Below are 21525 nucleotides of genomic sequence, written 5' to 3'. Positions count from 1 at the left end.
CTTTTTAAAAATAGATATTATGAAAAAACTACTAATTATTGCATTACTGGTAACAACAACATTAACCTTTTCACAGAATAAAAATGAAAGAGCTTCTATAGAAGTGGATGGAGTTTGTACGATGTGTAAAGCTAGAATAGAAAAAGCAGCTATTAGAACAAAGGGTGTTAAGTCTGCAGTTTGGAGTGTGAAAACTCACGAATTGAGTTTAATTTATGACGCGAGGAAAACGAATTTAGACTCTATTAAATCTCATGTTTTAGGAGTTGGCCATGATATTATGGAACTTAAAGCAACAGACGAAGCTTACGCAACCGTTCATCCTTGCTGTCGCTATAGAGATAATGATGTTATTGATGAACATAAGGATGAGAAAGAAGATAGTGATCATGACGAGGATAAACATTAAACATTAGTTTTATAGTGTTTATTTAAAAAGTTCAGCTTAAATTTAAGCTGAACTTTTTGCTTTTGGACTATGCAAGAATTTTAATTTCATCCAATTAACTGTTTTAATTTTATGCCTTATAGAATTTATGTTATCGAATTATCAAAACGTGCTTATACAGAAAACGCGAAATTTAGAGCGGCAAATCCTCAGTTTAATGGGGTGTTGCAATGTGTGTATGTTGGTATGACAAGTAAAACACCTAAAGAGCGTTTTATACAGCATAAAACGGGTTATAGAAATAAGAAAGGGCACAAGCTGTCTGCTAATATTGTAGAGAAGTATGGCGCTTATTTACGGCCGAGTTTATATAATCATATAGATCCAATTACTACACGAAGTGATGCTTTAAAAATGGAGCGTGTTTTAGCTTTAGAATTGCGCCGCCAAGGCTATGCAGTGTGGTTTAATTAGACCTAAAAATATTATTGTTCCATTAAAATTTAAGCATAAAAAAACCTGTAAAATTTAATTTACAGGTTTTTTTATAGTTTTAAAAAGAATTTAGATACCTAAATCTTTCTTTACGTCGTTTAATAAATCTTTACCGTCGGCAAGAATAGTTACGCCAACTCCTGAGTCTAAAACATAATCAAATCCTTGTGCTCTTGACACTTTTAAAATAGCTGCTTTAGCTTTTTCTGTTATAGGTTGTAACAAAGCTATTTCTTTTGCTTGCAAATCTTTTTGCGCATCTTGTTGAAAAGTTTGTAAACGTTGTTGTTTTTCTTGTAATTCTAAAATACGTTTTTGGTTTTCTTCGTCCGTTTTAGTTTTAGCTTCAGCTTCGTATTGTTTTTGTAGATTTTGAAATTCAGTAACAGAACCTTGCATATCTGTTTGGTATGTTTTGCTTAAAGCTTCTAATTCTGCTTGAGCCGTTTTCATCTCTGGCATCGCTTTAATTAATTCTTGTGTGTTTATATGGGCAACTTTACTTTGAGCTTGTGTGAAACTTATTGTTCCAATACATAATGCAGTTGCTAATAAAAGTGTTTTAAAATGTTTCATTTGTAAATAGTATTTGTGTGTTATAAATTATTAATTTTTGTTTATACTGTCTTTTGCTTTTTGGCGATCTTCTAGTATTTTTTGTCTTTTCGCCTCTAATGCTTTTTTACGTTCCTCGCGGTCTTTTAATTTTTTTAATCTGTTTTCTTCAAGTAATTCAGCTTTCGTTTTTGTTTCTCCCTCGACAACTTTTGTAGCTGTACTTTTTGCTTCACCTTGAATACTTTCTGTAGTGGCTTCTGTTTCTTCTTCAGTTCCTGATCGTGCTTGTTTTGCTTTTTCTCGATCATCTAATATTTTTTGTCGTCTATCAGCGGCAGCTTTTACTTTAGCTTCTCTAGCGTCTAATTTCTTTTTTCTTGCGGCTTCAAGAGCACTTTCTCTTTCAACCTTTTTTTCGTCTAATATTTTTTGTCGCTCTTCCAGTTCTAAATTCACTTCTGGAACAGTATCTTCTTGTTCTGCAGCTCTACGCTCAGCTTTAGATTGTGCTTGTGTTCTTTTTGATGTTCTAGTTATACTTCTTAATACTTGGTCGCTAATATCTAAAGAATTTGCGACATATAGCATACCACCGTTTGCTTTATCTAATACCAATTGATATTTTCTTGCGGCAACTATAGTTTGTACTGCTGCAAATATTTGATCTTGAACCGGCTGCATCAATTGTCTTTTTTGAATAAATAAATCGCCATTAGGTCCAAATCTTTTTTGCTGGTAGTCTAAAATTTCATTTTCTTCAAACGAAATATCTTCTTCACGCTCTTTAATTAATTCAGCTGTTAAAAGGGCTTTTTCGTTACTCAAGTCTTTGCGCTTTTGTTCAACAGTAGCTAATTGTGCTTGAATTTCATTTTTCCACTTGTCAGCTTTCTCATTTAATTGAGCGGTCGCTTCTTGATATTCCGGTACGTTTTCTAAAATATATTCACTATCGATATAGGCAAGACTTACACCTCGTTGCGCATGTACGGATAGAGTCAACATAAAAACTAGGGTCAATAAAAAAAGAACGTTGTTTTTCATCTGTTTAAAATATTTTTATCATTTATGTGTTATAAATTCTAAAAACGACAGACTATTACTTTTGTTGCTGTCACTCCTTGAATTGTTGTTTTATCTGATTAATTTCTAATTGTTCAGATGGAACTCGCAAAATAAACATTTTCACCGTTATGGAAAATTTTTAATTGCTCATTTCAAAATTAACGAAATTTAATCTTAAAAATTTCAATTCTTATTCAAATCATTAAAGTGTTAATAGAAAATATCGTGCCAAAATAATTTATGGGTTAAAATTGTTGACCAATAATGAAGTGTGTTTCCCATCCGTTTTTAACACCGCTATCATCAATTGAATCAAATCCATGACCAAAATCGATACCTAATAATCCGAATGCAGGCATGAAAATACGAATACCTAAACCAGCGGAACGTTTTAAATCGAACGGGTTGTAATCTCTAAAATTATCAAATGATGCTCCACCCTCTACGAATCCTAAAGCATAAATTTTAGCAGATGCTTTTAATGTAATTGGGTAACGTAATTCTAAAGAGAATTTATTGTAGATAGAACCACCATCTTCACTAGAAAGTGATTGGTTAGGATAACCACGTAGTTGCACAGTTTCTCTACCATCTAAGCTATAGTTTGCTAATCCATCACCACCTAAAAAGTATCTTTCGAAAGGAATGACACCTCTGTCTTGGTTATAAGCACCTAAGAATCCGAATTCAACATTAGGTCTTAATACTAAATCTTTAGCAACTTGAGTATACCAAGTTCCTTTAAAGTTTACTTTGTAAAATTCTAACCAGTTATAACGTTCTTGGTCTATTTCTCCAGCTCTTTCAAAGTCGTCAGCATCTGTAAGGTCTAAATCGTCATATTCTTCTTTTAACTCCGAGTAATCTGTTCCGTTAAATAAAGAGTAAGGTAAAGATGCTTTTGCCGTTACAGAGAAGCTAGACCCTTCTATAGGGTAAACAGGGTCTACACTTGTATTATTTCTACTTAAACCAATAGAATAAGATAAGTTATTTGAAAAACCATCTCCAAAGGTAAATAAACCTGTGTTGTAATTATTTAAATCGTAACGTTGGTAAGATACAGATTGAGATAATACGAAGAAATCATCTGGAACAGTTAAACGTTTAGCTAAACCAAAAGTAATACCTGTAATATTGAAACTTCTGCTTTTATCTGCTCTAAAGGTAGAGTTATCGTATAAAAATTGTTTAGTATGTGATAAAGATGTCGAGAATTGTACCGGGCGTTTTCCTCCTAACCATGGCTCAGAGAATGAGAAACTATACGTTTGATAAAATTGACTGGCTTGTAAACGTAACGCTAATTTTTGACCATCACCCATTGGTATTGGTTTATATGCATCTTTCTTAAAGATATCTTTTATTGAAAAGTTGTTGAATGATAATCCTAAAGTTCCAATAAAGCCTCCGCCACCATAACCACCTTGTAATTCAATTTGGCTAGATCCGGTTTCTTTAACTACATATTCCATATCGATAGTACCTTCGTTTGGATTAGGGTTGTTAAAATTTGGAGTAATTTCTTGAGCATCAAAGAACCCTAGTTGCCCAAGCTCTCTTACTGTACGCACCACGTTGGCTTTACTATATAATTGGCCAGGACGTGTACGGATCTCGCGATATACTACGTGATCGTTTGTTTTATCGTTTCCAACAACAGATACACTATTAAAATAAGCAGGTTTTCCTTCTGTTATTCTAATTTCCATATCGATAACGTTGTTATCGGCGCTAACTTCTACGGCGTTAATATTTGAGAATAAATAACCGTTGTTCTGGTATAAGTTTGTAATATCGTTAGCATCTGGTTTTGTATCATCTGCTATACGTTTTGCAAGTGTAACACCATCATAGGTGTCACCTTTATCAATTCGTAATAAACGACTTAATTGTTGGTTAGAGTATATTGTGTTACCAATAAAAGTAATATCACCAAACGTGTATTTTTCTCCTTCTTCTAAATTGATTTTAAGAGAAACCGTTTTGTCATTTTTAATAATAATACTATCTGATAATACACGAGCATCTCTATAACCGTTCTCTTTATAAGTATCGATTAAGCTAACTAAATCTTCTTTATAATCTTCTTCAATATATTTTGAGCGTTTTAATAAACGAATTGGGTTTTTCTTCTTCGTGTTTTTCATGCTTTTTCTAAGCTGTTTTTCGCTTAAAACAGAATCGCCACTAAAAATAATATCGTCAATTTTAACTTTTTCACCTTTATCAATGTTAAGTACCATATTTACTCTACTCGTTTGGATAGAATCTTTTACATCAATGGTGTTAATATGTACTTTGGTGTTTAAAAAACCATCCTTTTTGTATTTACTTGTTAGGTAGTTTTTTGTAGTCGTTAAAAGGTTTTCGGTAACTTTTACACCTCTTTTAAGTTTGTTGTCTTCTATAATCCCTTCTTTTTTACCGTTTTTAACGCCATTGATTTTCAGGTCGTTTAGTTGTGGTAAATCAGATAGATGAATTTCTAAAGTTGCTACATCGTCTTCAATATTGGTGATAAAAACCTCGATATCACTAAAAAGGTTAGATTTCCAAAGCTTTTTAATAGCATCACGAATGTCTTCACCAGGAATTTTAATGTCTTTTCCTTTACTTAAACCGGAATAGGCAACAATAGTTTGCTCACTAAAGCTGGTGTTTCCGGAAACGGTAATTTTTCCTAAAGTATACGTTTTACCGTTTTTGTAATCTAAATCTTGAGCCTGGATATTAAAACAACTTACTAAAAGTAATAATGCTAAATAGCATTTGGCGGATGTTTTAAAAGCTAATAAATTAACTAAGTTGTTCACTTGTTTTCCCAAATCGTCGTTCTCTTTTTTGATATTCAATAATAGCTTCATACAAATGTTGCTTTGTAAAATCGGGCCAAAGTACATTTGTAAAATATAATTCGGCATAAGCAATTTGCCAAAGCAAAAAATTACTTATGCGTTGCTCCCCACTGGTTCTTATTAACAAATCTACGTCGGGTAAATTTTGCGTGTAAAGATGCTCATTAATAATTGATTCTTCAATATTTTCGGGCGAAATTATATTATTTTTAACTTTAATACTAATCTCCTTAACAGTATTTATGATTTCTTCGCGAGATCCGTAGCTAAGTGCTAAGGTTAAGGTCATGCGAGAGTTGGTCTTGGTCTTATCTATTACCTCATGCAATTCTTTGTATGCTTTTTTCGGTAATGTAGTTAAATTCCCAATTGCTGTAAGCTTAATATTATTATCTTGAAGTGTTTTAATTTCTTTTCTTAATGCGGAAACTAAAAGCTTCATTAAAGTTTGTACTTCTAGTTTTGGTCGGTTCCAGTTTTCTGTAGAAAAGGCATATAGTGTTAGGTTTTCTACACCTAATTCTGCGCAAGCTTCTACCGTGGTGCGTACAGATTTTGTGCCATTTTCGTGGCCAAATGCTCTAAGCATACCTTGTTGTTTAGCCCAACGCCCATTACCATCCATAATTATGGCAATATGCTTAGGTAATTTTTTGAGTTGTATGTTTTCTTTTAAGTCCATTTTAATCGTAACAATAGCAGGGTTTAATCCCGAATGTGTAAGTTAATGTAATTCCTGTAAAGGTATACCAATCGTTATTATTAATATTTCCGAATTGATATTGTTGGTTGTTAGAGCTTTCAGGGAAACTACCATCTATATTGTCTGTAAAGGTGTACCGAGCTCCAACTTCAAAACCAAGGATAAAGTTACCTAGTATATTTGTTTTGTAGCCTATTGCCATTGGTATTGCCATGGTCCAGTCTTTACCGCTTTGGGATCCGTTTGAGAAAGAAGTTAGGCTGTATTGTGTAGCTGCTATACCGCTAAATAAGTAAGGTGTTCCTATTGTTTCTCCAGAATGAAGGTTGAAATCCATAAAAGTAAATTCCATACCTGCCGAAATTTCTAATAGGTTTGAATCTATTGAATAATCACGCTGTATACGTCGAGGATCGTCAGAATCACTGTCTTTTGCCTTTAAATCGGAATATATTACGGAAAACCTGTAAGAGTGTCGTCTACTTCTGTTCCATTTATATAGAAGTCCTAAACTAGGTGTGTTTGGTGCTATGAATTTGGTTGGCCCAACGTCTCCTATTAAATTACTGCCCCCAACAAATACGCCAATTTCGTTAATTTGAGCGAAGTTTATTTGGGTGCTTAGTAGGCTTAATGTCAATATGATTAAATATCTCATAGATGTTTAAAAGTTTGCAAATATAATAAATAAGTATGGACTGTTATAATTTGAGGTTAACAGTATGGTTGTAAAACTGTTTTAATTTAAAATTATTGTTTTGGTTGGAGATGATATTCATTTTGCTGCTATGCACAAAAACATATATTTTAAGCTTGAGAATAAGTGGCTATTGTAAAGTTGCGCTAACTTTAAAAAAAAACAAACAATGGCAAATATGTGCGTTAGGGATTGATGCGGCATACTTTTTTGTGCTAGCCTTAATTCATATTAATATGGACTTAACTTATTTTGTTGACTAGGCTTTAATGGTATGCAGAAATGAATGAGGCACAAACAAAGATATAGCGGAAAGCCCGACCCTTGTGGTAACGCCAAAAAAATTATTGATTCCGCTTATCTTCTCCCCAAAGTAGTTTTTTTCTAAGGGTAACAAGGAAACTTTCGCTTGGTAAATCAATCATTTTTATTCTGAAATCTGCTTTTTTTATGGTGATTACCGTGCCATTGTCTAGGGTTGCAATTCTAGAATCTAGGGATACTAAATGTTGCTCTTCGCGACCGTTTACTTTTAGGCGTATTTCTGTAGAGTCTGGTATTATTAAAGGTCTTGCACTTAGATTATGTGGTGCAATAGGTGTTAGTGCAAAACTGTTGGCTCCTGGTGTTATTACTGGCCCACCACAACTTAGTGAGTAGCCTGTAGAACCTGTTGGTGTTGATACAATGAGGCCGTCGCTCCAATAGGAGGTTAGGAGTTCGCCGTCTAAATAAGTTTCTACGGTTATCATTGATGTGGTATTTTTTCGACTTACTGCAATTTCGTTTAATGCGAAATTCATTGACAGTATATCGTCGTTTTCCGGGGATGTTTCTACAGATAATAAGGTGCGCTCAGAAATTTTATAGTTGCCATCAATAATATTTTGCATGGCGTTTTCTATTTGGTTTACTTGTATGGTGGCTAGAAAACCAAGACGTCCTGTGTTGATACCTATTATAGGTATATCCAGATTTTTAACATAGGTTATGGCACGTAAAATAGTACCATCGCCACCAATGCTTACTAGCAAATCGAATGAGTTATCGAGTTTGTCGAAGGTTTTAAAAGATGTATAGTCGCTTTCGTTTTCTGATTCACTTTTAACGAGGTTCGAAAATTCGGTTTCTATATAGGCATCGAATTCTTTTTTCAGTAAATAATGTAGCAGTGTTTCTACTGAAGTTGTAGTGGTTTTGTTGTAAAAGCGTCCAAAAATTGCAACTTTCATAAATTATATGTCTAAGTACTTGTTTAAATAATCCGATCGTTCTTTTAGGCTTTCAATATAACTGTCTTCCGCATGGCCAGAAATAATATTGTAGCTGTACCGTCTAAAGGTTTGAATGATATCGTTTAGTCCCGTATTACCTACTTTTAGTGTAACTTGAATTAAATCACTATTCATTTTTGAAACAAAAGCACCAAGTAGTTTACCGCCATTAGATTCTACAATTTGGCTAATTTCGCTAAAAGAATAATCGTTAATCAATTTTTCGACTACTAAAATACCTCCAGGTTCAGAGAAAAAAGGCGATTCGCTAAACATGTTGATAACATCGTTAAGTTCGTAATAGCCTAAGTATTTGTTTTGTTCACTTAAAATGGGCATGATGTTGGTTGAGTTTTTAGCAAATGCTTCTAAAACATCTAGCCAAACGGTAGTGTCTCGCACAAAAAAATCTCCGAATGTATATTGATATTCCGATAATGGTTTTTCACTATCGAAACAATGGGCATCGGTTTCTGAAAAACAGCCTAAATAGGTGCCGTTTTCATCTGACACTGGAATATGTGAAAACGTTAACTGATTAAACAGTAATTGTAGTTCACTAATTTTACTAGTGTTTTTAAGTGGTTTTATATCGTTTATAATATATTCTGAAAGTTCCATAACGCCTTTTAATAGGTATGCAAATTAATCAAAAAAATAGCAATTATGCTTGTTCTACTTTGTATTTTTGTTTTTTAAAATGTATTTATGACAAAGTTAAGTGTTAATATAAATAAGATAGCGACATTAAGAAACTCTAGAGGTGGTGATGTGCCTAATGTTGTTGAGTTTGCTAGAGATGTACAACGATTTGGTGCAGAGGGTGTTACTATACATCCAAGACCAGATGAACGCCATATTCGATATCAAGATGCACGTGATTTAAAACCAGAAGTTTACACGGAATATAATATTGAAGGCAATCCTGTGGAATCATTTTTAAAACTAGTTTTAGAAGTGAAACCTACACAGGTTACCTTAGTGCCCGATGCGGTTGATGCTATAACGAGTAACGCAGGTTGGGATACTATAAAACATAAAGATTTTTTAGTTGATATGATTAAGGAATTCCAAAATAACGGTATTAGAACCTCCATTTTTGTAGATCCTGTTTTGGAACAAATTGAAGGAGCGAAAGCCACAGGTACCGATCGAGTAGAACTATACACCGAAGCTTTTGCGCACCAATATGGTTTAGGAAATAAAGGAGCTATTAAACCTTATTTTGAAAGTGCCGAATTGGCTAATAATTTAGGTATGGGTATAAATGCTGGTCACGATTTATCTTTAGAGAATATTGAGTTTTTTAAACAAAATATCCCAGGATTATTAGAGGTGTCTATTGGTCATGCTTTAATTGCCGAAAGTTTATATTTGGGTGTAGAGAATGTAATCCAGATGTATTTAAGAAAGCTTAAATAGGGTTTAGTTACAGTCGCAGTTTATTTTTAATTTGTTAAGCAATGAAATAATAGTTTTCTGTTTTAAGGATTAATAGTAGTTTATGGAAGAAAAAGAGTTGTTATATTCAAATATATTAGGAGAAGGAAAGCCATTTGTAATTCTACATGGTTTTTTGGGTATGAGTGATAATTGGAAAACACACGGAAAACATCTTTCCGAACAGGGTTTCGAGGTTCATTTGGTAGATCAAAGAAATCACGGTAGAAGTTTTTGGGATGCTAATTTTAGTTATGAAGTGCTTGCGGAAGATTTAAATAAGTACTGTGAAGCGCATAATTTAAAGGATATTATATTACTTGGGCATTCTATGGGAGGTAAAACTGCTATGCTTTTTGCTTGCGAATATCCAGAATTGGTTTCAAAATTAATAGTAGCAGATATTTCTCCGCGTTTTTATCCGGTGCATCACGATGGAATTTTAGAGGGATTAAGTGCCTTAAATTTTGATGTTATTAAAAGTAGAGGCGAGGCCGATAAAATGTTAAGTGGTTATGTTGATGATGTTGGGACACGGCAGTTTTTATTGAAAAATCTATATTGGATTGAAAAAGGGAAATTAGCATTAAGAATAAATCTTGATGTTTTAAAAGAAGAAGTTGCAGAAGTCGGTGAAGCTTTACCAAGTTATTCTAATTTTAATAAACCAACATTGTTTATGCGTGGTGATCGCTCTGAATATATTGGTGTTGGTGATGAAGCAATAATTAAAAATCATTTTTCTGATTTTGAAATCGTTACTATTGCAAATGCAGGCCATTGGTTGCATGCAGAAAACCCAAAAGACTTTTTTGCGGCTTTGATAAAATTTGTTGAATCTTAAAATAAAAATACTATGAACACAATAATTAAACTTTTAGTAAATGCTATCGCTGTATTTGTGTTAGCAAATGTGCTTTCGGGCGTTCAGGTAGATGGTTATATGTCTGCTATAATTGTAGCTTTAGTATTATCGATTTTAAACCTTTTAGTAAAACCTATTTTAGTCATCTTTACACTGCCAGTAACCGTTATAACATTAGGCTTGTTTTTGTTAGTGATTAATGGATTAATTATTCTTCTGGCCGATGAGTTTATTAGTGGTTTTTCTGTAGATAATATTTGGTGGGCTATATTGTTTAGTGTGCTTTTATCAATCCTTCAATCTATATTGCAATCCTTTTTTACTACCGATAAAAAGGCATAATAGAACCTTGATAATAATAAAATAAGCACAAATAAAAACTCTAGTATCGAAAATGGCTTGAGGTAATGTCTTGTGTGTAAAGGAAACGTCATAAAATCAGCAAATTAAAAACTTTGTTGGGATGTAAAAATATTGTACTTTTGCATGCCGATTTTAGTTGCAAAAATATCTAATAATTAATCAGATTATTTTTTTATTAAAATTCGGTTTTCCTATTAAATAAGGGAAACTAAAAGAAATGTAAGGTTTTAAACCTAATTGTTAAATGCCTTTTCAGGCTTATATCATTAAAAATGAATATTACAAGAGAAAACGTTGATGCATTAAATGCTGTGGTAAAAGTAGATATCGCTAAAGAAGATTATAGCGATAAAGTTGAAAAAATATTACTTGATTACCGTAAAACAGCAAATATTCCTGGATTTAGAAAAGGGCATGTGCCAATGGGAATGGTGAAAAAACAATACGGTAAATCCGTTTTAGTTGATGAAGTAAACAAGCTTTTACAGGATGCTTTAAATAAGTATTTAACTGAAGAGAAATTAGATGTTCTTGGACAACCCTTACCAAAAACTCAAGACGAAATTGATTGGGATGGTGATAAATTTACATTCGAATTCGAATTAGGCTTAGCTCCAGAATTTGAGGTTGAGTTAAAAGGTAAAAAAGCAATCACGCAATATAATATTATTGCTGATGATAAAATGATTGATGAGCAAATTGAGCGTATTCAAAAACAATATGGAAAATTAATTCCTCAAGATGTTGTTGATGCAGATAGCGAAATTACTGGAACTTACACAAACGAAGAAAAAGAAGTTAATAATACAGTAACTTTAACTTTAGATAAATTTAAAGGAAAAGCAACTGCTAAGCAATTTGTTGGAGCTAAAGCTGGAGATGTTATTGTATTAAAAACAAAAGGTCTTTTTGAAGATGATCATGATTTAATGCATGCATTAAAATTAGGTCACGATGAAATCCATGGTTTAGATATTGAAGTATCTTTTACTATTACTGAAGTTAACCAAAGAGAATTAGCCGATTTAGACCAAGAGTTATTCGATAAGCTTTTTGGAGAAGGTACAGTTAAATCTGTTTCAGAAGTAAGAGAAAAAATAAAAGAAGATGCTGAAAAGCAATTCGTGCAACAAGCAGATCAGAAGTTATTAAACGATGTAACTGAACATTTAGTTGAAAATACTAAATTCGATTTACCAGCTGAGTTTTTAACTAAATGGATGCAAACTGCAGGTGAGCAACCTATAGATGCGGATCAAGCTAAAGAAGAGTATGAGAAGTCTGAAAAAAGCTTACGTTACCAATTAATAGAAGGTAAATTAATTGAGGCTAATAACGTGCAAGTTACTATGGACGATATTAAAAATCATGCAAGAGAGATGATTAAAGGGCAAATGGCTCAATTTGGTCAAATGAATCCTTCAGATAAAGAATTGGATGATATTGCTGCTCGTGTGTTATCAGATCAAAAAGAAGCACGTCGTATTTCAGAACAATTAGTAAGTCAGAAATTATTATCTGTTTACAAAGAAAAAGCAAATCTTGAAGTTAAAGAATTGAGTTACGAAAACTTTGTTAAAGAAGTTTATGGCGACAAATAAATAAATAAATAATGTTTATCTTTAGGCGCTTAAATCTATTAGATTTAAGCGCCTTTTTATTAAAAACATACTTTTTATCACATCATAGATATATCTGTCTATAACGTGTTAATCGAAATAAATAATATAATAGATATGGATTACGCAAAAGAATTTGAAAAATTCGCGATAAAGGATCAAGGAATAAGCAGTACATATTACAATAAAATTGTTAGTAGTATGATGCCTCAAAACATGACGCCTTATATTATAGAAGAACGTCAATTAAACATCTCTCAACTAGATGTGTTTTCAAGATTAATGATGGATCGTATCCTTTTCTTAGGAACAGGAATTGACGATAATATTGCTAATATTATACAAGCACAACTTTTGTTTTTAGAAAGTGTAGATGCTAATAAAGACATTCAAATGTACATCAACTCTCCAGGAGGAAGTGTATATGCAGGTTTAGGTATTTACGATACTATGCAATTTATTAAACCAGATGTAGCAACTATCTGTACAGGTATGGCGGCTTCAATGGGTGCTGTTTTATTGTGCGCAGGAACAAAAGGAAAACGTAGTGGATTAACGCATTCTCGTGTTATGATTCATCAACCTTTAGGTGGTGCTCAAGGGCAAGCGAGTGATATTGAAATTACGGCTAGAGAAATTTTAATTTTAAAAGAAGAACTTTATAAAATTATAAGTAAGCATTCTGGTCAGGATTACGACAAAGTATATGAAGATAGTGATAGAGACTACTGGATGAAATCGGATAAAGCGAAAGAATACGGTATGATCGATGAGATTTTAGCACGTAATTAATAAAAAATCACTAACTTTAAATTATTGATACAAAGAGGCTTGAGGTTTTAGAGCGTCAAAATAAGGAAGATTGAATGGCAAAAGAAGAATTAGAATGTTCGTTTTGTGGTCGTAAAAAACCTGAAACAAACCTATTAATAGCGGGATTAGATGCTCACATCTGTGATAGATGTATAGAGCAAGCGCATGGTATTGTTATAGAAGAATCTAAACAAAGCGATAGTAGCGATTTATCTGCAGAATTAAAGTTACGCAAGCCTTTACAGATAAAGGGGTTTTTAGATGAATATATTATCGGGCAAGACATGACTAAAAAAGTAATGTCTGTTGCTGTGTATAATCACTATAAGCGTTTGTTGCAGCCGCCAACAAATGATGATATTGAAATACAAAAAAGTAATATCATTATGGTTGGGCAAACCGGTACAGGTAAAACCTTAATGGCAAAAACCATTGCTAAAATGCTTAATGTACCTTTAGCTATTGTAGATGCTACTGTTTTAACAGAAGCTGGTTATGTAGGTGAAGATGTTGAAAGTATTTTAACGCGTTTATTACAAGCTGCGGATTATAATTTAGAAAAAGCTGAAAAGGGAATTGTTTTTATTGATGAAATCGATAAAATTGCCCGAAAGAGTGATAATCCATCAATAACTAGAGATGTTTCTGGTGAAGGTGTTCAACAAGCTTTATTAAAGTTATTAGAAGGTACAGTTGTTAATGTGCCACCAAAAGGCGGACGTAAGCATCCAGATCAAAAATTTATAGAGGTTAACACCGAAAATATTTTGTTTATAGCTGGTGGTGCTTTCGATGGTATTGATCGTGTAATTTCTAATAGATTAAATATGCAAGCGGTAGGGTATAGCGCATCAATTTCTGATGATGTTGTAGATAAAGACCACTTATTACAATATATTATTCCGAAGGATTTAAAAGATTTTGGATTAATTCCAGAAATTATTGGCCGTCTTCCTGTATTAACATACATGGATCCTTTAGATGCTAAAACATTAAGAGCGATTTTAACTGAACCTAAAAATGCTATTATTAAGCAGTATAAAAAACTGTTTAAAATGGATGAAGTAGATTTCGTTATAACCGATGGTGCTTTAGATTTTATTGTAGGTAAAGCTATCGAATATAAATTAGGAGCTAGAGGGTTACGTTCTTTATGTGAAGAAATTTTAACTGATGCTATGTTTGAATTGCCAAGCAGCGATGATAAAAAATTAAATGTAACTAAGGCTTACGCCGAAGGAAAACTAACAAAAACAACTATTAAGAAATTGAAAGCAGTTTCTTAATCTGTTACTTGTTATAATAATAAAAAACCATTTGTAAATTTATTTACAAATGGTTTTTTGTTTTATAAAAGGACCCTTTCTTTTATGTTTTTCGTGAAAGTATTTAAAGAGGCTCTTCTTAAATAAGAAACCGACACAACTAAAAGTTGGTGTCGGTTTCAAAATTAACTAGTCTTAGGGAGTCGTTTTGTTTTAGTTATTAATCATCACTTTGTTAATAACGTGTATTACTCCATTTCCAGCTTGAACATCAACAGCTATAATACCAATATCCGTAGCTCCAGATCCATCTGTTATATTTGCAATGTTACTACCAGTTCCAGGAAGTGTAATAGTAATATTATCACCTTCAATAGTTTCTGCTGTAGTTTCACCAGGATTATTAAGCATACTTGCCGTAATGTTGGCTTCTTTAATTACATGGTGTAATAATATTTGCGTTAATGCATTTTCTGCAGGAATTACAGATAATGCAGAGAAAGCATCATTGGTTGGCGCAAATACAGTAAAGGTTGGGTCTAAATTATCTGAATTTCCAGTTTCTGTTCTAGCTAAAATAGCGGCAAAATCCGTAGCAGGGGTTAGAGATGTTAAAGCTTGCACTAAAGTTGAAAAAGTTGGATCTGCAACAGCAAAAGTAACTACAGTTGGTATGTCTATCACAGTATCTATTGCGTGTATAATACCATTTGTTCCAACTATATCTGCTTGCGTTACTGTAGATATTCCATTAAACATTACACCATTAGATGTGTTATAATACAAACTCAAGGCATTATCGCCTGGGCCTGTTGCTCCTGTATTAGTGTATCCCGCTCCTGCATCTACTAAAGCAGTCGATGTTACTGTAGAACCTATAATCACATGGTTAAGTAGTATTTGGGATAGTGCGGCAGTGTCTACATCGCCTAAAGCTGTACCGTCTAAAAACGTACTAAAAGCGCTATTGTTTGGTGCTAATACTGTAAAAGGTCCATCGGCACTAAGTACATTAACTAAGTCTCCATCTGCAGAGCCTAAAGCAGCTACTAAACTTGAGAAATCTGAATTTGCCGCAGCAAGATCTACAATATTTGGTAAGTCCAAAACAGCGTCAATAATATGTATAGTTCCGTTTGAAGCATTTATATCTGCGGTGGTTACTGTTGCTACATTATTAAATGTAACACCATTAGAAGTATCAAAATAAATACTGATGTTTAAGTCGTCGGGACCGCTTGCGCTTCCTGGTGTGTAACCAGCACCTAGTGATAATAAATCACTTGAAGTTACATCGGCCATGATTACGTGGTTTAAAAGAACTTGTGATAATACATCTGTTGGCACATCTTCAAGAGAAGCAAACCCATTATCAGATAGAAAATTTGCAAAAGCGGTATTTGTTGGTGCTAACACTGTAAAGGGACCATTTCCGCTTAAAACGGTTGCTAGATTTCCATCTGCTCTAGTAAGCGCTGCTACTAATGAGCTTAAGTCGGTTGTTGTTTGCGCTAATTCTACAATGTTTGGTGTTGCATTGTTGGAATTATCATCATCACTACTGCATGATGTTGTTAATAGTGATAGACTAAAAATTGTGATAAAAAAAAGTTTCGTTTTCATAATGTCTAATTTATTTAGTTTTTCTTTAGACAAATATATATAAAATATTGTAATTGTCAAACAATATACATATAAAGGTTAGACAATTTAATTTTTATGATTTATTAATTTATATTATTTTGTTTAACTTTGTTTAGTAAATATTTAGACATGAGTAAATATACAATGGCACAAATTGTAGCCTTAACAGGAATAAAAGCGCATACTTTACGAAAGTGGGAAACTCGATATAATTTCTTGGACCCTGAGCGTACGGATACAAATATTAGGTATTATTCTGATGATCAATTAAAGAAATTATTAAATATAGGTGTGTTAACTAGAAATGGTTACCGGATTTCTAAAATTGATAAAATGTCGGATACTGAAATTCATGAAACTATTTCAGATCGGATTATCGAGGGTAATTATGAAGATGAAATTAGCGGGCTAGTTATTAGTATGCTAAATATGGACGAAGTATCGTTTAATGAGATTTTAAGAACTCAAATTGTTAAAAAAGGTCTTTTAGCTACCGTTACAGAACTTGTATATCCTTTTTTAAACCAGGTTGGCGTACTTTGGGGAATTAATAAAGTGATGCCAGCACAAGAGCATTTTATTTCCAATTTAATAAAAAGGAAAATGTTTGCTTCTATTGATTTGCTTGCCTATCCTAAAAATAATGCGCCAAGCATATTAATGTTTTTAACAGAAGATGAATATCATGAAATTGCACTTCTGCTTGCTTATTATATAGCTAGAGAAATGGGATGGCGCGTGTATTACTTGGGGCAAGATGTTCCTACAGAAAATATTAAACAGGTTATTGAAGAGGTTAAACCTAATTTAATGTTGACTATGTTTGTAACTCCAACGGAACGGCCTACTGGTTCTAAAGTTGAAGCTATACTACAGCAAGGTGATGTGCCACTACTTGTTTCTGGAAACCCAACAAATTTAGCAACTATTGTTGATGATAAACGGATTATTTATTTATCTCATCCAAATGATTTAATTGATAACTTGAAGAAAATAAAATCTTTTTAGCAGGAAGTTTTCTTGCTGTTTTATTTTATAATATTGGTTTGCGATAGGGTATAGGTGTTATATATAACAACATATCTCTTCTTCAATTAAACACATAAAACATTTAATTCTAATAATTCAGTTATATAATCTCTAGTATTCGAAAGCCTTGGAACTTTATGTTGTCCGCCCAATTTATTATTTTGTTTTAACCAATCATGAAATAGGGCTTTTCTGGCAATAACAATTTTCGGTTTATTTAAAGTAATACAGTTATAGCGTTTCGCTTCGTAATCGGAGTTTAGAGCTTTTAAAGCATTATCAAACAATTCATTAAAATGATCAATATCTGTTGGTGGTGTTTTAAACTCAATAAGCCACTCATGAGCACCTTTTTCTTTTCCTTTCATAAAAATGGGAGCAGCAGTATAATCTACTATTTCGGCTTGTGTTTTAAGGCAAGCATTTTTTAAAGCTTCTTCAGCATTTTCAATAATAAGCTCTTCACCAAAAACATTAATATGATGTTTTGTACGTCCAGATACTTTAATCCTGTAAGGACTTAAAGAGGTGAATCTAATGGTGTCTCCAATTTTATATCGCCACAATCCGGCATTTGTAGTAATAATAACCGCATAGTTTTTAAACATTTCTACTTCACTTAACGGAATTGCTTTTTCTTCGGAAGTAGCATAGATATTCATGGGTATAAATTCATAAAAAATACCATAATCCAACATCAATAGTAATTCATCAGAATCATTTCGATCTTGAATAGCAAAGAAACCTTCCGAAGCATTATAGATTTCATAATACTTAAAGTCCGATTTTGGTAATATCTTCTGGTATTGGTCTTTGTATGGAGTAAAGCTCACGCCACCATGAAAATAAACTTCTAAGTCTGGCCAAACCTCATGTAAGCTTTGTTTGCCGGTAGTTTCTAAAACATTATTTAAAAGGACTAACATCCAAGATGGTACGCCCGCTAAACTTGTTACTTTTTCGGTTATAGTTTCATTAACTATCGCTTGCATTTTATGTTCCCAATCGCTCATTAGCGACACTTTATTACTTGGTGTGCTGCTATATTCGGCCCAAAAGGGCATGTTGTCAATTAAAATTGCCGACAAATCACCAAAAACTGTTCCTTTAGATCTGTATAACTCTTTACTTCCGCCTAGACGTAAACTTTTTCCTGTAAACAATTGCGAATCTTCATTGTTATTTAAATACATGCACAATAAGTCTTTGCTTGCCGCATAATGGCAATCTTCCAAAGATTCTTGACTTACTGGAATAAATTTACTTTTTGCTCTGGTGGTACCGCTAGATTTTGCAAACCATTTTATTGGTGTAGGCCAAAATAAATTATTTTCTCCATTTCTAGAGCGGTCAATGATGTCCTGCCAGCCATCATAGTTTTTTATAGGTACACGTTCGGCAAATGTTTTGTAGTTTTTTATAGACTTAAAATCGTATTGTTTACCAAGTTCAGTGTCTTTAGCCATATATATAAGGCTTTGTAGTAATTCATCTTGTACTTCGTTAGGGTATTTTAAAAACAATTCAATTTGATGAAATCGTTTTTTTAAAAACCAAGAAGCAATTGAATTTACTATAGGGATTGGCATATTTATTTTTATCTTTAATTTTTTAAAAATAAGACTTTTTTTTATGACTTACCAAGGTGTTTTGACAAAAATGGAAACGGAATTTTCTAATCCGATTCAGTATTATTTGGTTTTTGATTCTGATTTTATAAATATGAATCAATTATTAGGAAAAACTATTTCTATAGAGTTTATAAAATTCCAATGTTTAAACTGTGGATTAGATAAGCCTATATTTCGTCAAGGTTATGATAAACAGTGCTTTTACAATACTGCACATACAGGAGACTGGATTATGCGTCCCGAACTAAGTACGGCGCATTTAGGTATAGAAGATCGCGATTTAGGATACGAAAAAAAGGCTCAGTTACAACCGCATATTGTGTATTTAGCAAATTCCAGTAATGTTAAAGTTGGTGTTACTAGAAAAACACAAGTACCAACACGTTGGATAGATCAAGGAGCACACGAAGCACTAGAAATTGTTGAAGTGCCAAATAGGTACTTAGCGGGCGTTACAGAGGTTGCGTTAAAGTCTTACGTTGCAGATAAAACAAACTGGCGTAAAATGCTTAAAAATGATATTGAGGACGAAAATTTAGTGGAATGGCGTGAACGTTTAAAACAATATATTCCAGATGAAGCTAGAGATTACTTTATTGAAAATAATAGTGAAACACATTTAGAGTTTCCTGTTAATAAATACCCTGAGAAGCCAAAAAGTTTAAATATTAAAAAAGATTTAAAATATACCGGGAAATTAGTAGGGATAAAAGGGCAGTATCTCATTTTTGAGGATGATACCGTTTTTAATATACGTTCTAACGAAGGTTTGGTGGTAAAAATATCTATATAATAAAAAATCCCATTACGATTAAATCGAATGGGATTTTTTATAAGCTTCAAACTATTAAAGACTAAACTTCTTCTTGGTCTCTTAAGTTTTGAATGTAAGCTGCTTTTTTAACTTGACGACGTCTTTTTACCGATGGTTTAGTAAAAAACTGTCCTTCACGTAAATTTTGCATTACTTTAATGTTACGGTGTTTTCTCTTGTAGCGTTTTAAGGCACGCTCTATATTTTCACCATCTTTTACAATAATCTTTAACATAGATACTCTTTTAATTAATTGATTTTAAGTTTTAGGCTTATCCTAAATACGTTTTTAGTACTTTACTTTTTGAGTTTTGTCGCAATCGACGAATCCCTTTTTCTTTTATTTGTCTTACACGTTCACGTGTTAAACCAAAAGAGTCACCAATTTCTTGGAGGCTCATAGGTTGCTTTTTACTAATGCCATAATAATGACGAATAACTTCTGCTTCTTTTTCCGAAAGGGAATTTAAAGCACGGTTAACTTCTATATTCAATGCATCTTGCATTAAACCAGAATCTGGCCGTGGCGATTCGCTAGAATTCATAACATCGTACAAGTTTGATGTTTCACCTTCTTGAAATGGAGCATCCATAGAAACATGGCGTCCTGAAATTTTCATAGACTGTTTAACATCAGTAAGCGAAAGATCTAACTTGTTTGCAATTTCTTGCGCACTTGGAGGTCTTTCGTTCTCTTGCTCTAAAAATGAGTAGGCTTTATTAATTTTATTAATTGAGCCAATTTTGTTCAAAGGTAATCTAACTATTCGAGATTGTTCGGCTAAAGCTTGAAGAATTGCTTGACGAATCCACCAAACAGCATAAGAAATAAATTTAAACCCTCTAGTTTCATCAAAGCGTTTCGCCGCTTTCACTAGGCCAGCGTTGCCTTCATTGATTAAATCGGGTAGAGTTAGACCTTGGTTTTGATATTGTTTTGAGACTGAAACTACAAACCTTAAGTTAGCAGTTGTGAGTGTATCTAGAGCTTTTTGGTCGCCATTTTTTATAAGTTGGGCTAATTCGACCTCTTCTTCGGCTGTAATTAGTGGTATTTTACTAATATCTTGAAGGTATTTGTCTAATGATTTTGACTCGCGGTTGGTAACTTGTTTCGTAATCTTTAATTGCCTCATGTAGTGTTTTTAAAGTTAGACTAATGGGTAATATAATAAGTTTGGGGAGAAAACCTAATTATTTTGGTTTTATATTTTAAAATTGTATATAAATCTAATCTGAAATATTTTTAATATTTAGTACAAAATAAAAGAGACTGCTTTTAAAGGCAGTCTCTTAAATATGTTTGTTAAATTACTAATCTTAGTGATCATCTTCAGAAAACCCAGTTTTTCTGTGACCAGAAATAACATAAATTTCGTCAAGTGTATTATCATAAGTAGCACTATCATAGATCCAATCAAACTCTTCAACTTCAGGATCTGCTCTTTTGTCTACAGGAACACTATAACTTGTGTATTTCACGGTACCACTATATAGTTTGATTTTCACATAAATACTATCAACGGGGTTTCCACTAATTGTAGTCCCTGCATTTTTTAGAATTTTACCTTCCATAATAGTACTTCTAATATAATCAGTGTCTTCTATGCTCTCTTCGTTTAAACCTGTTGGTTTAGTACTTGGTAACGCATCTTCTATTGCTGCTGCATTATCAGTTAAATCAACGAAATCAGAGCTTTTAGAACTAAAAGATTCTGCTGTTCCATCAAAAAAGAATTTACTCTTTAATGGGAACACGTTATCAGTGTCTTCTAACCAAACTTCATTTTCATTATTATCAGCCGTATTGTAGATTAATAATTGTACGTCGTGGTCGTAACCAACATATAGTGAAGACATATCTTCATTATATAATTCCCAAAAATAGGTGCCAGAATAATCTAATGTGTTACTATCCCAAATTTCTAAATCTTCGTCACATGAGCTAAATGTGAAAGATGCAAATACAAGTAATATGTATATTATATTTTTTTTCATATCTAT

Annotated in this window: 22 protein-coding genes; 10 read left to right on the top strand and 12 right to left on the bottom strand. The window is 32.8% G+C overall.

Annotated elements, in window-relative coordinates; genetic code table 11:
* Nucleotides 1–19 precede the first annotated feature (19 nt).
* Nucleotides 20–409, top strand: coding sequence for a heavy-metal-associated domain-containing protein (locus tag GQR97_RS02800; RefSeq protein WP_158845021.1), 390 nt, complete (start codon nt 20–22; stop codon nt 407–409).
* Between the two features lie 111 nt (nt 410–520).
* Entirely contained in the window at nt 521–862 is a 342-nt protein-coding gene (locus tag GQR97_RS02795; protein WP_158845018.1) for a ribose-5-phosphate isomerase, read from the top strand.
* Nucleotides 863–952: 90 nt separating this feature from the next.
* Here GQR97_RS02795 and GQR97_RS02790 read toward each other — a convergent pair whose 3' ends face one another.
* From GQR97_RS02790 to GQR97_RS02760, 7 genes are all read right to left on the bottom strand, one after another.
* Nucleotides 953–1459, bottom strand: a complete 507-nt coding sequence (locus GQR97_RS02790; protein ID WP_158845016.1) for an OmpH family outer membrane protein — start codon at nt 1457–1459, stop codon at nt 953–955.
* A 30-nt stretch (nt 1460–1489) separates the two neighbouring features.
* Nucleotides 1490–2485 (bottom strand): OmpH family outer membrane protein, encoded by a 996-nt coding sequence (locus tag GQR97_RS02785; RefSeq protein WP_158845013.1) that lies wholly within the window; start codon nt 2483–2485, stop codon nt 1490–1492.
* A 266-nt stretch (nt 2486–2751) separates the two neighbouring features.
* Nucleotides 2752–5373, bottom strand: a complete 2622-nt coding sequence (gene bamA, locus GQR97_RS02780) for an outer membrane protein assembly factor BamA (RefSeq protein ID WP_158845010.1) — start codon at nt 5371–5373, stop codon at nt 2752–2754.
* Nucleotides 5306–6046, bottom strand: a complete 741-nt coding sequence (locus tag GQR97_RS02775; RefSeq protein ID WP_158845007.1) for an isoprenyl transferase — start codon at nt 6044–6046, stop codon at nt 5306–5308. Before GQR97_RS02775 ends, bamA begins: the two co-directional genes overlap by 68 nt.
* A gap of 1 nt (nt 6047) precedes the next feature.
* Complete coding sequence (locus GQR97_RS02770) at nt 6048–6725, bottom strand: DUF6089 family protein (protein ID WP_158845004.1); 678 nt, start codon at nt 6723–6725, stop codon at nt 6048–6050.
* A 383-nt stretch (nt 6726–7108) separates the two neighbouring features.
* Nucleotides 7109–7996 (bottom strand): NAD kinase, encoded by an 888-nt coding sequence (locus GQR97_RS02765; protein WP_158845001.1) that lies wholly within the window; start codon nt 7994–7996, stop codon nt 7109–7111.
* Nucleotides 7997–7999: 3 nt separating this feature from the next.
* Nucleotides 8000–8659, bottom strand: a complete 660-nt coding sequence (locus GQR97_RS02760; RefSeq protein ID WP_158844998.1) for an acetoin utilization protein acuB — start codon at nt 8657–8659, stop codon at nt 8000–8002.
* A gap of 87 nt (nt 8660–8746) precedes the next feature.
* Between GQR97_RS02760 and GQR97_RS02755 the strand changes: the two genes are divergently transcribed.
* The 6 genes from GQR97_RS02755 (at nt 8747) to clpX (ending at nt 14424) form a co-directional block, all read left to right on the top strand.
* Nucleotides 8747–9460: a pyridoxine 5'-phosphate synthase gene (locus tag GQR97_RS02755; protein WP_158844995.1), complete on the top strand. Its 714-nt coding sequence runs from the start codon at nt 8747–8749 to the stop codon at nt 9458–9460.
* Between the two features lie 82 nt (nt 9461–9542).
* On the top strand, nt 9543–10322 hold the full coding sequence (locus GQR97_RS02750) for an alpha/beta fold hydrolase (protein WP_158844992.1): 780 nt from the start codon (nt 9543–9545) through the stop codon (nt 10320–10322).
* Nucleotides 10323–10334: 12 nt separating this feature from the next.
* A complete protein-coding gene (locus tag GQR97_RS02745) occupies nt 10335–10685 on the top strand; it encodes a phage holin family protein (protein WP_158844989.1) in 351 nt (116 codons plus the stop codon).
* Between the two features lie 293 nt (nt 10686–10978).
* The gene (gene tig, locus GQR97_RS02740; RefSeq protein WP_158844987.1) at nt 10979–12307 is read left to right on the top strand and encodes a trigger factor; all 1329 of its coding nucleotides are present in this window, start codon (nt 10979–10981) and stop codon (nt 12305–12307) included.
* 135 nt (nt 12308–12442) lie between these two features.
* A complete protein-coding gene (gene clpP / locus GQR97_RS02735; RefSeq protein WP_158844984.1) occupies nt 12443–13117 on the top strand; it encodes an ATP-dependent Clp endopeptidase proteolytic subunit ClpP in 675 nt (224 codons plus the stop codon).
* A gap of 74 nt (nt 13118–13191) precedes the next feature.
* Entirely contained in the window at nt 13192–14424 is a 1233-nt protein-coding gene (gene clpX / locus GQR97_RS02730; protein WP_158844981.1) for an ATP-dependent Clp protease ATP-binding subunit ClpX, read from the top strand.
* A gap of 192 nt (nt 14425–14616) precedes the next feature.
* On the opposite strand, the gene GQR97_RS02725 is transcribed toward clpX, so the two are convergent.
* Complete coding sequence (locus GQR97_RS02725; protein WP_158844978.1) at nt 14617–16026, bottom strand: fasciclin domain-containing protein; 1410 nt, start codon at nt 16024–16026, stop codon at nt 14617–14619.
* Between the two features lie 150 nt (nt 16027–16176).
* Between GQR97_RS02725 and GQR97_RS02720 the strand changes: the two genes are divergently transcribed.
* Nucleotides 16177–17055 carry a MerR family transcriptional regulator gene (locus GQR97_RS02720; RefSeq protein WP_158844976.1) on the top strand — a complete coding sequence of 293 codons (879 nt, stop codon included), beginning with the start codon at nt 16177–16179 and terminating at the stop codon, nt 17053–17055.
* An 86-nt stretch (nt 17056–17141) separates the two neighbouring features.
* Here GQR97_RS02720 and GQR97_RS02715 read toward each other — a convergent pair whose 3' ends face one another.
* Complete coding sequence (locus GQR97_RS02715; RefSeq protein ID WP_158844973.1) at nt 17142–18665, bottom strand: GH3 auxin-responsive promoter family protein; 1524 nt, start codon at nt 18663–18665, stop codon at nt 17142–17144.
* A gap of 43 nt (nt 18666–18708) precedes the next feature.
* Between GQR97_RS02715 and GQR97_RS02710 the strand changes: the two genes are divergently transcribed.
* The gene (locus GQR97_RS02710; protein WP_158844970.1) at nt 18709–19500 is read left to right on the top strand and encodes a DUF2797 domain-containing protein; all 792 of its coding nucleotides are present in this window, start codon (nt 18709–18711) and stop codon (nt 19498–19500) included.
* A 61-nt stretch (nt 19501–19561) separates the two neighbouring features.
* Here GQR97_RS02710 and rpsU read toward each other — a convergent pair whose 3' ends face one another.
* The 3 genes from rpsU to GQR97_RS02695 form a co-directional block, all read right to left on the bottom strand.
* A complete protein-coding gene (gene rpsU, locus GQR97_RS02705) occupies nt 19562–19756 on the bottom strand; it encodes a 30S ribosomal protein S21 (protein WP_158844967.1) in 195 nt (64 codons plus the stop codon).
* A gap of 37 nt (nt 19757–19793) precedes the next feature.
* Nucleotides 19794–20657: an RNA polymerase sigma factor RpoD/SigA gene (locus GQR97_RS02700; protein ID WP_158844964.1), complete on the bottom strand. Its 864-nt coding sequence runs from the start codon at nt 20655–20657 to the stop codon at nt 19794–19796.
* 184 nt (nt 20658–20841) lie between these two features.
* Nucleotides 20842–21519 (bottom strand): lipid-binding protein, encoded by a 678-nt coding sequence (locus GQR97_RS02695; RefSeq protein ID WP_158844961.1) that lies wholly within the window; start codon nt 21517–21519, stop codon nt 20842–20844.
* Nucleotides 21520–21525: the final 6 nt, after the last annotated feature.

The organism is Algibacter sp. L1A34 (genome assembly GCF_009796805.1).
Taxonomy (GTDB): domain Bacteria; phylum Bacteroidota; class Bacteroidia; order Flavobacteriales; family Flavobacteriaceae; genus Algibacter.
This window is presented reverse-complemented; position numbering and strand designations above follow the sequence as displayed.

Excerpts from the sequence above, each read along its gene's own strand:
- GQR97_RS02800 (WP_158845021.1), top strand. The coding sequence starts at position 20 with ATGAAAAAACTACTAATTATTGCATTACTGGTAACAACAACATTAACC.
- GQR97_RS02795 (WP_158845018.1), top strand. The coding sequence starts at position 521 with ATGCCTTATAGAATTTATGTTATCGAATTATCAAAACGTGCTTATACA.
- GQR97_RS02790 (WP_158845016.1), bottom strand. The coding sequence starts at position 1,459 with ATGAAACATTTTAAAACACTTTTATTAGCAACTGCATTATGTATTGGA.
- GQR97_RS02785 (WP_158845013.1), bottom strand. The coding sequence starts at position 2,485 with ATGAAAAACAACGTTCTTTTTTTATTGACCCTAGTTTTTATGTTGACT.
- bamA (WP_158845010.1), bottom strand. The coding sequence starts at position 5,373 with ATGAAGCTATTATTGAATATCAAAAAAGAGAACGACGATTTGGGAAAA.
- GQR97_RS02775 (WP_158845007.1), bottom strand. The coding sequence starts at position 6,046 with ATGGACTTAAAAGAAAACATACAACTCAAAAAATTACCTAAGCATATT.
- GQR97_RS02770 (WP_158845004.1), bottom strand. The coding sequence starts at position 6,725 with ATGAGATATTTAATCATATTGACATTAAGCCTACTAAGCACCCAAATA.
- GQR97_RS02765 (WP_158845001.1), bottom strand. The coding sequence starts at position 7,996 with ATGAAAGTTGCAATTTTTGGACGCTTTTACAACAAAACCACTACAACT.
- GQR97_RS02760 (WP_158844998.1), bottom strand. The coding sequence starts at position 8,659 with ATGGAACTTTCAGAATATATTATAAACGATATAAAACCACTTAAAAAC.
- GQR97_RS02755 (WP_158844995.1), top strand. The coding sequence starts at position 8,747 with ATGACAAAGTTAAGTGTTAATATAAATAAGATAGCGACATTAAGAAAC.
- GQR97_RS02750 (WP_158844992.1), top strand. The coding sequence starts at position 9,543 with ATGGAAGAAAAAGAGTTGTTATATTCAAATATATTAGGAGAAGGAAAG.
- GQR97_RS02745 (WP_158844989.1), top strand. The coding sequence starts at position 10,335 with ATGAACACAATAATTAAACTTTTAGTAAATGCTATCGCTGTATTTGTG.
- tig (WP_158844987.1), top strand. The coding sequence starts at position 10,979 with ATGAATATTACAAGAGAAAACGTTGATGCATTAAATGCTGTGGTAAAA.
- clpP (WP_158844984.1), top strand. The coding sequence starts at position 12,443 with ATGGATTACGCAAAAGAATTTGAAAAATTCGCGATAAAGGATCAAGGA.
- clpX (WP_158844981.1), top strand. The coding sequence starts at position 13,192 with ATGGCAAAAGAAGAATTAGAATGTTCGTTTTGTGGTCGTAAAAAACCT.
- GQR97_RS02725 (WP_158844978.1), bottom strand. The coding sequence starts at position 16,026 with ATGAAAACGAAACTTTTTTTTATCACAATTTTTAGTCTATCACTATTA.
- GQR97_RS02720 (WP_158844976.1), top strand. The coding sequence starts at position 16,177 with ATGAGTAAATATACAATGGCACAAATTGTAGCCTTAACAGGAATAAAA.
- GQR97_RS02715 (WP_158844973.1), bottom strand. The coding sequence starts at position 18,665 with ATGCCAATCCCTATAGTAAATTCAATTGCTTCTTGGTTTTTAAAAAAA.
- GQR97_RS02710 (WP_158844970.1), top strand. The coding sequence starts at position 18,709 with ATGACTTACCAAGGTGTTTTGACAAAAATGGAAACGGAATTTTCTAAT.
- rpsU (WP_158844967.1), bottom strand. The coding sequence starts at position 19,756 with ATGTTAAAGATTATTGTAAAAGATGGTGAAAATATAGAGCGTGCCTTA.
- GQR97_RS02700 (WP_158844964.1), bottom strand. The coding sequence starts at position 20,657 with ATGAGGCAATTAAAGATTACGAAACAAGTTACCAACCGCGAGTCAAAA.
- GQR97_RS02695 (WP_158844961.1), bottom strand. The coding sequence starts at position 21,519 with ATGAAAAAAAATATAATATACATATTACTTGTATTTGCATCTTTCACA.